Origin of the sequence: Stappia sp. MMSF_3263 (assembly GCF_030733745.1) — a bacterium.
Classification (GTDB): domain Bacteria; phylum Pseudomonadota; class Alphaproteobacteria; order Rhizobiales; family Stappiaceae; genus Stappia.
The window spans coordinates 1-11,993 of the sequence record NZ_JASHIK010000042.1 but is presented as its reverse complement, the minus strand read 5'-3'; the positions used below and the strand labels follow the sequence as shown (position 1 = coordinate 11,993).

The following is an 11,993-nucleotide window of genomic DNA, read 5'->3' as shown; positions in this document are numbered from 1 at the left end:
GATCGGCGACGGTCGTCGCGATCTTGCCGACGAGGCCGTATTCGATCGCCTCTTCCGGGCCCATCCAGTAGTCGCGGTCCGTGTCCTTCTCGATCCGCTCCATCGGCTGGCCCGTGGCGGCGGCGAAGAGGGTGTTGAGGCGGTCGCGCATCTTGAGGATCTCGCGTGCCTGGATCTCGATGTCGCTGGCCTGGCCGCCGGCGCCGCCGGACGGTTGATGCAGCAGGAAGCGGGTGTTCGGGGTGCAGTAACGGCGCTCCTTGGGCACCGAGATGTAGATCAGCGCGCCGGCGCTCGCCACCCAGCCCATGCCCAGAATGCGGACTTCCGGGGCGATGAACTTGATCGTGTCGTGGATCATGTCGCCGGATTCGACGTGGCCGCCGGGAGAGGAGACGATCACTGTGATCGGATCGTGAGAGACCTGAGCCATGGCCATCAGCCGGGCGCTGACGTCGCGGGCAAGCTCCTGGGTGATCGGCCCGGTGATCAGCACCGTGCGCGCGTCGAACAGATGCTTGTCAACCTGGATGGACGGCGGTGTCTTGGTCTTGTCCTCGTCCTCGTCGTCGAGGCGGCTCGGCACATCGGTCGTCTTGTTTGTCATGTGCAAGATCTGCTCCTTGTGAAGACGGAATCGGCCGCGTGCGGCCCTGTCTCGAACCCCATACTTAGGCGATGCGCGCCCGCGCGGCAAAGGGGTTCTCGCAAGAAGGTTGCCGGACGGGTGGCCGGCGGGCGGCTTGGCTGTGGACGCCGGGGACAGCGGCGGGGTGCCGGTGCGATGTTGCAGGCTCTCGCGCGCCCGGCAATGCGTCGCTATAACCGGCAGATCGACGGACCAGAGCTTGCCCCAACCAAACGGACGGCCATGACCACGCCTCGCGATGCACTCGACCGCAAGCTGATCGCACTCCTGCAGATGAACGCCCGCATGCCGACCTCGGACCTTGCCCGGCGCCTCGGCGTGGCGCGGTCCACGGTGCACGAGCGCATTGCCCGGCTGGAGCGTTCCGGCGCGATCGCCGGCTATACCGCCGTGCTGGCGCGGCCGGGCACGGGCAATGTGGTGCGGGCGCTGGTCATGCTGGCAGTGGAGCAGCAGCAGGTGCGCGAGACGCTGAAACGGCTCGCCACCTTTCCCGAGATCCGCACCTGTCTGACGATTGCCGGTGAATTCGACATCTTCCTCGTTGTCGAGGCGCCGCAACTGGAGGACCTTGACGAGGCGCTCGACGAGATCGCCGTCGTGCCCGGCGTGCGCCGCTCGCAGTCCTCCATCGTGCTGGCCTCGAAATTCGATCGCAGCCCGGCCAGCATGCCGACGGCGGGCTGAAGCCTGCCGGGGACGCGGTTCCTGTTTTGCCTCAACCGGTCGTGTCGCCGTCGCCGCCCTTGCGGCGGATCTCGGCCGCGGCGACGCAGAGCGCCATGGCAAGGCACAGCGTCCCGGAAAGCGAGCGGAAGGCGCCCAGATCGGCTTCCGCCACCTCGATCACCGTGCGCGCCGGCTGGATCAGCGGCGAGAACGGCGAATCCGTCACCGCCAGGACCGGCACGCCGCGCGCCGCCGCCGCATTGGCGACATCGACGGTCAGCGCCGTGTAGGGCGTGAAGCTGATTGCAACGACGAGATCGTCCGGCGTCGCGGCGAGCGCCTGTTCAGGGCCGAGCGAAGCCAGGTTGTCGACCAGCACCGCCGCCATGCCGAGCTTCGACAGCGCATAGGCCATGTAGGCGCTGACCGGGAAGGCGCGTCTCTGGCCTATCAGGTAGATCACCCGGGCGCGCGCCATGGCGCGTGCCGCCTCGTCCATTGTGGCGGGGGAGAGCGTGTTGCGCAGCCGCAGCAGGGAGGCGACGGCGGTGTCGACGAAATCGCCGAACAGGGCGTGGGCGCCTTGCGTTTCGCCCGCGCGCCGGCGCAGCACTTCCAGCCTCTCGTCATAGTCGGGCCAGCGCTCGCGCAGCCTGGCGCGGAACACGTCCTGCAATTCCGAAAAGCCCTGATAGCCGAGGGACTGGGCAAAGCGCACCAGGGTCGAGGGCTGCACGCCGGCCTGCTCGGCGATGACGGCAACCGTGCCGAAAGTGACGTCGTCCGGCCGGTCGACGGCAAAGGCCGCCACCTGCGCCAGCCGTTTCGGCATGGCGGGCTTGCGCTCGATCAGCAGCGCCCGCAGCGCGTCGTAGTCGCGCGGGGCCGCAGGGGGCACATCGTCCTGTTCCTTGTCGCTGCTGGCGCTCACCGGTTCGTCTCCCTTTCGCCTTCCGCCGCGTCCTGCTCGCGCCGAAGCGCGCGCGAGGCGGATTTCAGCTTGACACCGTGAAAGCAAAAATGGAATAAAAATTCCATATGATGTTTTTTGGAACGCATCATTCTGAAATTTCCGGATGTCGCGCGGGAGGAGCCGATGGCCGGAAACAGGCGAAGCGGCGCGCCAGGGGCCGCAACACAATCATTGAACGGAGCCCCGTTACGGGGACGATGGGAGGAAAGCACATGAAACGGTTCGTCACTCGCTTGCTCACGGCCGCGGCCGTGGTCGGTTTTGCCGCCACTGCCGGCACCGCGCCGGCAATTGCAGAAGATATCAATATTATCGTGGTTAGCCATGGTCAGGCTGCCGATCCGTTCTGGTCGGTGGTCAAGAACGGCGTTGCCAAGGCAGGCGAGGACATGGGCGTCACGGTCGACTACCGCGCGCCGGAGACCTTCGACATGGTGGCGATGTCGCAGTTGATCGATGCGGCGGTCAACCAGGAGCCGCACGGGCTGATCGTCTCGATCCCGGACGCGGACGCGCTGGGCGATTCGATCCGCAAGGCGGTTGCCGCCGGCATCCCGGTGATCTCGATGAATTCCGGATCCGACGTGTCCGCCTCGCTTGGCGCTGCACTTCATGTGGGCCAGGAAGAGTATGACGCCGGCAAGAAGGCGGGCGAGGCGCTCGCCGGGATGGGCGGCAAGAAGGGACTTTGCGTCAATCACGAGGTCGGCAATGTCTCGCTCGACCAGCGCTGCCAGGGCTTTTCCGACGGCTTCGGCGGTTCGGTGACCGTGCTGCCGACCACCAATGATCCGGCCGAGATTCTCGCCAAGGTCAAGGCGGCGCTTGCCTCCGACGGGGATATCGACACGGTGATGGCGCTGGGCGCCTCGCTTGCCGGCGAGCCGTCCCTGCAGGCGGTCAAGGACAGCGGCATGCTTTCCCAGGTGAAGGTCGCGACCTTTGACCTGTCAGCCAACTTCCTGCAGGCGGTGGCCGACGGCGAGGCCGCATTCGGCATCGACCAGCAGCAGTATCTGCAGGGCTACCTGCCGGTGGTGTTCCTGGCCAATCATGCGCGCTACGGCCTGATGCCGGGCGGCAACGTGCCGTCGGGGCCGAACCTGATCACCCAGGAAAAGGCGGCCCAGGTGGTCGAGCTGTCCGCACAGGGCATTCGCTGAGGCAAAGGCCGCGCGGGGAGGGGCGATCCCCTCCCGCGCGGTCCGTCCGGCGCGGGTAATCCGCTGCCGGCAATCCGCTGACGGTCAGGATGCGCGCCGGTGTCCGGCGGACAAGGAACGGGTTCTTCAAGATGAGCGATGGACAGGTGACCGCCTCTCCGCCACCGCCGGCGGACGAGCGGCTGAGACAGACAACCGTGATGACGAAGCTGTTGCGCCGGCCCGAGCTTGGTGCGCTTGCCGGCCTCGTGCTGGTGACGGGCTTCTTCCTGCTGGTCGCCAATCCGGCAATGTTCTCGCTGGCCGGCGTGATGAACTTCATGGCGCCCGCCGCCCAGCTCGGCATTCTCGCCATCGGCGCGGCGCTGCTGATGGTCGGCGGCGAGTTCGACCTTTCCGTCGGCTCCATGGTCGCCTTTGCCGGGCTCGCCTTCGGGGCGGTGCTGGTCACCTGGGAAATGCCGCTCGTCATCGCCATTGTGGCGACGCTCGCCTTTGCCGGCGGCATAGGCGCGCTCAACGGGCAGATCGTGCTGCGCACCGGTCTTCCCTCCTTCATCGTGACGCTTGCCTTCCTGTTCATCCTGCGCGGGCTGACGCTTGTCGGCCTCAAATGGGCGACCGGCGGGGCGACGCAGCTGCGCGGCGTCAAGGAAGCGGCCGATGGCAGCCCGGTGCTGGAGTTTTTCTCGGGCGAGGCCTTCGAGGGGGTGTTCGCCTGGCTCGCCGCCAACGGCTATACCGACACGTTCCGCAACGGGCTGCCCAAGGTCACCGGCGTTCCGGTCGAGATCCTGTGGTTCGCGGCGCTCGCGCTGGTCGCGACCTGGATCCTGCTGCGCACCAAGTTCGGCAACTGGATCTTCGCCGCCGGGGGCGATGCCAATGCGGCGCGCAATTCCGGCGTGCCGGTGACGCGGGTGAAGACCATCCTGTTCATGGCCACCGCCATGTGTGCGGCGCTGGTCGCCATCCTCACGGTGCTCGATGCCGGCTCCACCGATGCACGGCGCGGTTTCCAGAAGGAGTTCGAGGCGATCATCGCGGCGGTGATCGGCGGTTGCCTGCTCACCGGCGGCTACGGTTCGGCGATCGGGGCCTTCTTTGGCGCGATCATCTTCGGCATGGTGCTGATCGGCCTCACCTATACCGGCATCGACCAGGACTGGTACCTGGTCTTTCTCGGCGGGATGCTGCTGATCGCGGTGCTGTTCAACAACTTCATCCGCAAGCGCGCGACAGGGGAGCGCTGATCATGGCCGGCGAAACATCCGCGAGTGCCGCCCCGCTCATCGAGGTGCGCGAACTGGTCAAGCATTTCGGTTCCGTCATCGCGCTGGGCGGCGTCTCGATGAAGGTCCATGCCGGCGAGGTCCTGTGCCTGCTCGGCGACAACGGCGCCGGCAAGTCGACGCTGATCAAGACGCTGTCGGGCGTGCACCGGCCGACAGCGGGCGATTTCGAGGTGGAGGGCCGGCCCGTCGCCTTCTCCAGCCCGCGCGACGCGCTCGATGCCGGCATCGCCACGGTCTATCAGGATCTGGCGATGATCCCGCTGATGTCGATCACCCGCAATTTCTTCATGGGGCGCGAGCCGCTGAAGGGCGTGGGGCCGTTCAAGTACATGGACATGACCCATGCCGACGCGGTCACCCGCGAGGAAATGCACCGCATCGGCATCGACGTGCGCGATCCGCAACAGGCGGTCGGCACGCTGTCGGGCGGCGAGCGGCAATGCGTCGCCATCGCGCGGGCCGTCTATTTCGGCGCCAAGGTGCTGATCCTCGACGAGCCGACCTCGGCGCTCGGTGTCGCCCAGACGTCGATGGTGCTGAAATACATCAACCAGGTGCGGGCGAAGGGTCTCGGGGTGATCTTCATCACCCACAATGTCCGCCACGCCTACGCCGTGGGTGACCGCTTCACCGTGCTCAATCGCGGCAGGACGCTCGGCACCCACACCAAGAACGAGATCACCATCGACGCGCTGCAGAACCTGATGGCCGGCGGCAAGGAGCTGCAGGATCTTGGCGCCGAGCTCGGCGGCACGGTCTGAAGGCGATTAATCGGGCAGGCGCGGCGGGGCTCCCTCCCACATCAAGGGTCCCGCCAAACGGCGAAACTCGGCCGCGGGCTTGTCCGCGGCCGCTTTTTTGTCATGTCGTCCTCAGCGTTCCTTGCGCCGCAGCCCGCCGAACAGGATCATCGCCAGGAAGGGCAGCGAGGGCCACTGGAACCAGAGCGTTCCCGGGCCGGTCAGCATGTTGAGAATGAAGAAGAAGGCAATGCCGCCGACGGCGGTCTGCACCCGGCGCGACTGGGCCCGGTACCAGCCGAGCGCGGCATGGACGGCCTGCCCGAGGGGGCGCGGCTCCTGCATGTCGCTGCTGGAAGCCGGGCCGGGTGGCGGCGATGCCGGCCCCCGCGCCGCGCGCGCGGCGTTTTCTCCGCCGATGCGGATGCGCCAGGTCTCGACCGGATCGGAGATGTTCTTGACGCTGTGGGCGCCCAGCGGCTCGAAGCCCATGGAGAGCTTCGATTTCACCTGGTCGTGGACCGTGCCGGAGATGACGATGCCGCCGGGCTCGGCCATCTGCTGCAGGCGCGCGGCGATGTTGACCCCGTCGCCATAAATGTCGTCGCCCTCGACCATCACGTCGCCGAGATTGAGCCCGATGCGGAAGGCCATGCGCTCGGCCTCGGGCAGCGCCTCGTTGTGCCTGGCCAGGTCGTCCTGGATCTCCGCCGCGCAGCGCACGGCCTCGATGACCGATGCGAACTCGACGATGACGGCATCGCCCCAGGTGTTGACGATGCGCCCGTCGCGGGCCGCGACCAGTCCGGCGATTGCCTCGCGGCAGGCGCGCAGCCGGTCGAGCGTACCGTCCTCGTCGGCCTCCATGAGCCTGGAATACTGTACCGCGTCGGCGCAAAGGATCGCCGCCAGCCGCCGCTTGACCTGGCTCATGAGCCTCGTCCCCGAGTTGCTTCAGGTCTCTTGAATGGCCCTTCGGGGCCTCAAGTTCAAGCGCGGCGAGGCAAGAAACGCGGCGCGCCCCCAACGTGCCCCGTCAGCGGGCCGCCGTCATTCTCTGCAGCCGGCCGAGATCGGCGGCGACGATCATCCGGTGGGCGAGGGCGACCGGAACCATGTAGAGCCGGCCGAACAGGTTGTAGACCTTGACGGAACTGGTGATCCTGTAGGTCCGCTCCCGCGCCGAGATCCAGGTCATCACGTCGAGATGCCGGTCGCGGACGCTCAGCACAAGATCCGTGTCGCTGGCATGTTCCACCAGGAAGAAATCGAGCCGCTCGCCCGGCGCGATGCTGGTCCGCTGCGCTCGGGAAAAGCCGGAGATCGGTGCGACGCCGAAGCTGCCCGAGATCGCATCGCGCACCCGCATGGCGGCGGCCAGGAGCGGCGACGGCCTCGAACGGATGAGGGTCCAGCCCTCCAGCGCCGTCACCGGCCGGTCCAGCACCACGGAGCGCGCATGCAGGAAAGCGAGCTCGCCTTTTGGGGCGACCAGATAGGGCGGACTGGCAAGAGGGGTGGCGGCAATCGGGGCAAGGGTTGCCGGGGCAAGGGTCACGGGGGCAGGGGTATGCGGGTCGGTGTCGGGCATCGTGGGCTCGCGGGGTGATGCCGGCGCCCCCTGGCGCCAGCCGACCCGGATCATGCTATCAGCGCTTTCCCAAGGTTGCAGCGCGCGCATTGCCGCAGCCGTTGGGCGGGCTGCCGCTCAGCCTGCGGCGGTGCCGGGATAGAGCAGGGGCAGGGCCAGGGTCGGGGAGACGGCGATGCCGGCGACGATCAGCAGGACCGCCGTCAGATGGGGGGAAAACAGCGGCCTGCGTCCCGGCTTTGCCCTGACAATCAGCGTGTCGATCAGCAGCGGGATGAAACAGAGCACGCAAAAGGCGCCGATCACCGGCAGGATGTGGGGAAGGGGCAGCCAGAGCGCGAGAACGGCAACGGTCTTCCAGAACCCGCCGCTCTTGAAAAGAAAGGCAAAGCCGAGAAGGCTAACGACCAGCCCGGCAAGACCGGAAAGCAGATGTATCGCGATCGTGGCAACGTCCATGCCGGTCGAAAGGCCCGCCACCGGCATCGCGATGACCAGCAGGATCAGCCCGGTATTGGGAACGGTGCCCTTGCCCCGAAGCAGGCAGACAAGGCCGAAGCCGACAAAGGCCAGGCTCATGATCTGGTTGTAGTCGAACATCGGGCAATCCTCTTTGGCGAAATGTCACTGCAGCGAAAAACACGGGCGCAAAAACACGGGCGCGAAAGGCGAGGGGAAGCGCCTGGCCGCCCGCCGAGATTGCCGCAAATCCACTACCCAAAGGTTTCGCCGATCCTGCCGCCGATGGCGAAGAGCTCCGCGCCTGCCGCGACCGTCGGGGACTGTCGCATCCGCCGGGGTTGCCAATGGGTCCCCGGTCAAGCCGGGGATGACGGCCGAGAGGGAGGCAGGGCCGGCGTGACATCGGCGGCGGGGATGGCGGTCGGGCGGATAGCAAGGGTGGCGCCAGCACCATCTGGCGGAGGGATTGGCCGGTGCTGCCCCCCCCCTCTGTCCCCTGTCGGGGACATCTCCCCCTCAAGGGGGAGAGGGGTGCGTGAGGCGATGCCCGCATTCCCGCATCACGCAGCTCAGTCGGCACTCAACCGCCACCCCACCCGCAGGCCGTCACCCCCGCCGGAGCGAAGCGAAGAGCGGGGGCCTATTCGTTCCCAGAGCGGCAGCGGCGGTGGCGCGCCGGCCAGCCCGCGTCCGTGACGACCGGACAACGGACGAGATGCCAGTCCCTCGACAGGCGTCGCTGATCGAGGGCGCGCTTCAACCGGTCGCTGATGAAGAAGTCATCCACAATGAGTTTGTCCCACCACAGGTCGGGGCCTTCGAGCGCGGCTTTTGAGAAAACAGCCAGAGGCTTGTCGCGACGTGCCCTTGGCACCCCCCAGCGTCCCAACGCAAATTGATCCAGGTTCACGCTCTTCTCCAGCAGGAGGGCGTCCTTCTTGTTGCCCTGGCTGAGATAGAAGAACGCGCCCGGCATGGGCGTCTTGCCGTCCGGATGCCACAGGCGCACCGGATAGAGCGCGCCCTTGCCCATGTCGAAGCTCCGCACCACCTCGGCGCTTTCGCCCGCCAGGAAAATGAAGCCGTTGGAAAAGATCTGCGGCACGCGTTCTTCGTGCGCCGACGGATGGCTGTTCGGGAGCGGATAATTGTCCGTGGGAAACCGGTCCTGCGGCAGGAACCAGCCGACCTTGGTCTGCCGCATCGCTTCCAGAATCGGCTCCGGCGTTCTTCCGCCATTCTCGAGTGTTTCACGGGACCGCCAACCACGCGAGTTCAATATGCCGTGGCCTTGCACCAACCAGACGCAGGGATCAGGCCCGGCCTTGTCGTTCTTGCTCATCCGCGCTTGCCGACTGGCCACACAGTGCGTCAGGCCGTCTTGTTGAAGATCTCCCGGCCGATCAGCATGCGGCGGATTTCCGAGGTGCCGGCGCCGATCTCGTAGAGCTTGGCATCGCGCAACAGCCGGCCGGTCGGATACTCGTTGATATAGCCGTTGCCGCCGAGCAGCTGGATCGCGTCCAGCGCCAGCTTGGTGGCGTTCTCGGCTGCGTAGAGGATGGCGCCGGCGGCGTCCTCGCGCGTCGTCTCGCCCCGGTCGCAGGCCTGCGCCACGGCGTAGACATAGGCGCGGGTGGCGTTCATCGCGACATACATGTCGGCGACCTTGCCCTGCACCAGCTGGAAGGTGCCGATCGGCTGGTCGAACTGCCGGCGCTCATGGATATAGGGAATGACCACGTCCATCGCCGCCTGCATGATGCCGATGCAGCCGGCAGCCAGCACCGCGCGCTCGTAGTCGAGGCCGGACATCAGCACGTTGACGCCCTTGCCGGTCTCGTGCAGCACGTTTTCCTCCGGCACCTCGCAATTGTCGAAGACGAGTTCGCCCGTTTCCGAGCCGCGCATGCCGAGCTTGTCGAGCTTCTGGGCGACGGAAAAGCCCTTGAACCCCTTCTCGATGAGGAAGGCGGTGATGCCCTTGGCGCCCGCCGAGGGATCGGTCTTGGCATAGACGATCAGCGTGTCGGCATCCGGGCCGTTGGTGATCCACATCTTGGTGCCGTTGAGGATGTAGCGATCGCCCGTCTTCTCGGCCTTGAGCTTCATCGAGACGACGTCGGACCCGGCGCCCGGCTCCGACATGGCGAGCGCGCCCAGATGCTCGCCGCTGACCAGCTTGCCCAGATAGCGCGTCTTCTGGTCCTGATTGCCCCAGCGGCGCAGCTGGTTGACGCAGAGATTGGAATGGGCGCCGTAGGACAGCCCGATCGAGGCGGAGGCGCGGCTGACCTCCTCCATGGCGATGCAGTGCTCGAGATAGCCAAGGCCGGTGCCGCCCCATTCCTCCTCCACGGTGATGCCGTGCAGGCCGAGTTCGCCCATCGCGGGCCACAGTTCGGCGCGCGGGAACCAGTCCTCCCGGTCGATGCGGTCGGCGAGCGGCGCGATCGTGTCCTGCGAGAAGGAGCGGACGCTGTCGCGCAGCATGTCGGCGGTGTCGCCGAGGTTGAAATTGAAGGAGGGGAAATCGTTGCGGATCATGGTCTTGTCTCCGGTTCGGAGGGCGCGGCCGGGATGCGGGTGGGCTGCGTCCGGGCGGTTGGGTCAGGATTTCTGCGTCAGAACACGGTCGTAGCGCACGAAGGGACTGAGCACCGCGACCTTGTCGTAGAGGGCGCGTGCGCGGGCATTGTCGTCATGGGTCTGCCAGTAGACGGAGCGGCAGCCGCGCGCCCGCGCGACCTCGTAGACCGCCTCGATCAGCGCCCGTCCGGCGCCGCCGCCGCGCACCGCGCCGTCCACATAGAGATCCTCCAGGTAGCAGGTCGGCTCGAGCGACCAGGTGGTCTCGTGGACGATGTAGTGGACGAAGCCGATCATCTGTCCGGCCCGCTCGGCGACGAGGCCGCCATGGGCGCCGTCGCCGGAAATCCGCGCGAAGACGGTCTCGGTGACGCCTTCGGCGAGCTGCTGCCGGTAGAAATCGAGATAGGCCGCCCACAGCGGCGCCCAGGCCGCATGGTCGGAGGCGACGAGCGGGCGGATCGCGACCGCGCCCGTCCCGGTTGTCGTTTCAGCGTCAGTCATCGAGCCCCTCCAGCGCGATCATGGTGAAAAGCCCGGTGGCGATGTGGATGTCGGCCTTGCCCGGCGTCAGGCCGTAGACGTCGGCGGCGGTCACGGTCAGCGTCCGGCCGGGCTTGATCACCCGTCCGCGCGCCACCAGCCGCGCGCCCCGGCCCGGATTGAGCAGGTTCATCTTGAACTCGGTGGTCAGCACACCGAAGCCTTTCGGATAGAGCGACAGCGCCGCGTAGCCGGCGGCCGTGTCGGCCAGCGTCGTCGTCACGCCGGCATGGAAATAGCCGTGCTGCTGGGTCAGCCCGTCGGCAAAGCCGGCGGCAAGGTCGACGGCGCCCGGCTCCAGCCGGTCGATCGATGCCCCCAGCGTTGCCATGAAGGCCTGGCGGGCGAAGCTTGCCTTGACGCGGGCGCGCCAGTCCGGGTCGCGGGGTTCGAAACCGCTCATGTTTTCGTTGCCTTCTTTTTGCCCGCAGGGCGCGGGGAACGTTCGAGTGGGGGCGCGCTTTCGGCATCGGCCTCAGCAAAGAGGTCGGCCAGCGGCCCGAGCTGCGCCATGCGGGCGCGGCAGCCGGCCTCCACCTCGTCCAGCTCGGACAGCGTCAGGTCGATGTCGTGGCGCTTGGCCAGCAGGTCGGCGCGGCGGGCCTCGATGCGCTGCAGCAGCAGCTGCAGCTGGCCGGCTTCGCCCGGTGCCTTGTCATACATGGTGATGATGTCGCGGATCTCGGCGAGCGAGAAGCCGAGCCGCTTGCCGCGCAGGATCAGCTTCAGCCGGGTGCGGTCGCCCGGCCGGTAGAGCCGCTGGCGGCCGCGCCGCTGCGGCTTGAGAAACCCTTCCGCCTCGTAGAAGCGCAGCGTGCGCGTCGTCACGCCGAATTCCTGCGTCAGCTGCGTGATTGTATAATAGGGCTGCATGGCTCCTCCGGGGAAAAGCCTGCATGACGTTTACGTTCCAGTCAATACGATAAATTTAAGCGATTAATATCATTGGTTTGTTGGTGTGTCTCACATGCGATCAAGGTCGCCGCCCGGGTTCGCGTCTCCGTTGCGCCGCATGCGGGACGAGGTGGCCGCCGGTGCTCATTCCTTCATCGTCGCACTCAACCGCCACCCCGCCCTCAAGCCGGGGATGACGGCCGGGGAGGGAGGGCAAGAGCCCGAGCCATGCAGCCGAGGGGGCTCTCCGTTATCGCGACACCCTCAGGCCGTCACACCCCACGTCCGGTCGGCACTCAACCCCCGCGCCCCCTCAGGCCGTCACCCCGGACGAGCATCGCGAGATCCGGGGCCCATTCGCTTCCAGAGCGGGGGCGATGGGGTCGCGACGGTCGCCTGCCGATCCGTCGACACAAGCGCTTCCA

15 protein-coding genes are annotated in these 11,993 nt (G+C 67.0%); 4 read left to right on the top strand and 11 right to left on the bottom strand.

Annotation, left to right across the window (positions count from 1 at the left end):
• Positions 1-607, bottom strand: a 607-nt coding sequence (locus RBB46_RS23010) for an ATP-dependent Clp protease proteolytic subunit (protein ID WP_306031410.1), incomplete at its 3' end; no start/stop codon positions are given.
• A gap of 264 nt (positions 608-871) precedes the next feature.
• On the opposite strand from RBB46_RS23010, the gene RBB46_RS23005 reads away from it, so the two are divergent.
• Entirely contained in the window at positions 872-1,336 is a 465-nt protein-coding gene (locus RBB46_RS23005) for an Lrp/AsnC family transcriptional regulator (protein WP_306031409.1), read from the top strand.
• Between the two features lie 31 nt (positions 1,337-1,367).
• Here RBB46_RS23005 and RBB46_RS23000 read toward each other — a convergent pair whose 3' ends face one another.
• Complete coding sequence (locus tag RBB46_RS23000; protein WP_306031408.1) at positions 1,368-2,249, bottom strand: MurR/RpiR family transcriptional regulator; 882 nt, start codon at positions 2,247-2,249, stop codon at positions 1,368-1,370.
• Complete coding sequence (locus RBB46_RS22995; protein WP_306031411.1) at positions 2,246-2,617, bottom strand: hypothetical protein; 372 nt, start codon at positions 2,615-2,617, stop codon at positions 2,246-2,248. The genes RBB46_RS23000 and RBB46_RS22995 overlap by 4 nt, the downstream gene beginning before the upstream one ends.
• Here RBB46_RS22995 and RBB46_RS22990 point away from each other — a divergent pair.
• The 3 genes from RBB46_RS22990 to RBB46_RS22980 all read left to right on the top strand — a co-directional run bounded on the left by RBB46_RS22990 (position 2,504) and on the right by RBB46_RS22980 (position 5,510).
• Positions 2,504-3,454, top strand: coding sequence for a sugar ABC transporter substrate-binding protein (locus RBB46_RS22990; RefSeq protein WP_306031407.1), 951 nt, complete (start codon positions 2,504-2,506; stop codon positions 3,452-3,454). The two genes, RBB46_RS22995 and RBB46_RS22990, sit on opposite strands and share 114 nt — an antisense overlap.
• Before the next feature lie 131 nt (positions 3,455-3,585).
• Complete coding sequence (locus RBB46_RS22985) at positions 3,586-4,707, top strand: ABC transporter permease (protein WP_306031406.1); 1,122 nt, start codon at positions 3,586-3,588, stop codon at positions 4,705-4,707.
• Positions 4,708-4,709: 2 nt separating this feature from the next.
• A complete protein-coding gene (locus RBB46_RS22980) occupies positions 4,710-5,510 on the top strand; it encodes an ATP-binding cassette domain-containing protein (protein WP_306031405.1) in 801 nt (266 codons plus the stop codon).
• A 111-nt stretch (positions 5,511-5,621) separates the two neighbouring features.
• Here RBB46_RS22980 and RBB46_RS22975 read toward each other — a convergent pair whose 3' ends face one another.
• The 8 genes from RBB46_RS22975 to RBB46_RS22940 form a co-directional block, all read right to left on the bottom strand.
• Positions 5,622-6,422, bottom strand: a complete 801-nt coding sequence (locus RBB46_RS22975) for an adenylate/guanylate cyclase domain-containing protein (RefSeq protein ID WP_306031404.1) — start codon at positions 6,420-6,422, stop codon at positions 5,622-5,624.
• Positions 6,423-6,525: 103 nt separating this feature from the next.
• The gene (locus tag RBB46_RS22970; protein WP_306031403.1) at positions 6,526-7,080 is read right to left on the bottom strand and encodes a DUF2867 domain-containing protein; all 555 of its coding nucleotides are present in this window, start codon (positions 7,078-7,080) and stop codon (positions 6,526-6,528) included.
• A gap of 117 nt (positions 7,081-7,197) precedes the next feature.
• Positions 7,198-7,680: a hypothetical protein gene (locus RBB46_RS22965; RefSeq protein WP_306031402.1), complete on the bottom strand. Its 483-nt coding sequence runs from the start codon at positions 7,678-7,680 to the stop codon at positions 7,198-7,200.
• Positions 7,681-8,182: 502 nt separating this feature from the next.
• Entirely contained in the window at positions 8,183-8,884 is a 702-nt protein-coding gene (locus RBB46_RS22960; protein WP_306031401.1) for a hypothetical protein, read from the bottom strand.
• Positions 8,885-8,913: 29 nt separating this feature from the next.
• The gene (locus tag RBB46_RS22955; protein ID WP_306031400.1) at positions 8,914-10,089 is read right to left on the bottom strand and encodes an isovaleryl-CoA dehydrogenase; all 1,176 of its coding nucleotides are present in this window, start codon (positions 10,087-10,089) and stop codon (positions 8,914-8,916) included.
• A 63-nt stretch (positions 10,090-10,152) separates the two neighbouring features.
• On the bottom strand, positions 10,153-10,635 hold the full coding sequence (locus tag RBB46_RS22950) for a GNAT family N-acetyltransferase (RefSeq protein ID WP_306031399.1): 483 nt from the start codon (positions 10,633-10,635) through the stop codon (positions 10,153-10,155).
• On the bottom strand, positions 10,628-11,077 hold the full coding sequence (locus tag RBB46_RS22945; RefSeq protein WP_306031398.1) for a PaaI family thioesterase: 450 nt from the start codon (positions 11,075-11,077) through the stop codon (positions 10,628-10,630). Before RBB46_RS22945 ends, RBB46_RS22950 begins: the two co-directional genes overlap by 8 nt.
• Entirely contained in the window at positions 11,074-11,547 is a 474-nt protein-coding gene (locus tag RBB46_RS22940; RefSeq protein WP_306031397.1) for a MerR family DNA-binding transcriptional regulator, read from the bottom strand. Before RBB46_RS22940 ends, RBB46_RS22945 begins: the two co-directional genes overlap by 4 nt.
• Between the last annotated feature and the right edge of the window lie 446 nt (positions 11,548-11,993).

Coding starts and splice junctions, on each gene's coding strand:
- RBB46_RS22980 (WP_306031405.1), top strand. CDS start 4,710: ATGGCCGGCGAAACATCCGCGAGTGCCGCCCCGCTCATCGAGGTGCGC.
- RBB46_RS22955 (WP_306031400.1), bottom strand. CDS start 10,089: ATGATCCGCAACGATTTCCCCTCCTTCAATTTCAACCTCGGCGACACC.
- RBB46_RS22970 (WP_306031403.1), bottom strand. CDS start 7,080: ATGCCCGACACCGACCCGCATACCCCTGCCCCCGTGACCCTTGCCCCG.
- RBB46_RS22950 (WP_306031399.1), bottom strand. CDS start 10,635: ATGACTGACGCTGAAACGACAACCGGGACGGGCGCGGTCGCGATCCGC.
- RBB46_RS22945 (WP_306031398.1), bottom strand. CDS start 11,077: ATGAGCGGTTTCGAACCCCGCGACCCGGACTGGCGCGCCCGCGTCAAG.
- RBB46_RS23005 (WP_306031409.1), top strand. CDS start 872: ATGACCACGCCTCGCGATGCACTCGACCGCAAGCTGATCGCACTCCTG.
- RBB46_RS22985 (WP_306031406.1), top strand. CDS start 3,586: ATGAGCGATGGACAGGTGACCGCCTCTCCGCCACCGCCGGCGGACGAG.
- RBB46_RS22975 (WP_306031404.1), bottom strand. CDS start 6,422: ATGAGCCAGGTCAAGCGGCGGCTGGCGGCGATCCTTTGCGCCGACGCG.
- RBB46_RS22960 (WP_306031401.1), bottom strand. CDS start 8,884: ATGAGCAAGAACGACAAGGCCGGGCCTGATCCCTGCGTCTGGTTGGTG.
- RBB46_RS22965 (WP_306031402.1), bottom strand. CDS start 7,680: ATGTTCGACTACAACCAGATCATGAGCCTGGCCTTTGTCGGCTTCGGC.
- RBB46_RS22940 (WP_306031397.1), bottom strand. CDS start 11,547: ATGCAGCCCTATTATACAATCACGCAGCTGACGCAGGAATTCGGCGTG.
- RBB46_RS22995 (WP_306031411.1), bottom strand. CDS start 2,617: ATGGCTAACCACGATAATATTGATATCTTCTGCAATTGCCGGCGCGGT.
- RBB46_RS22990 (WP_306031407.1), top strand. CDS start 2,504: ATGAAACGGTTCGTCACTCGCTTGCTCACGGCCGCGGCCGTGGTCGGT.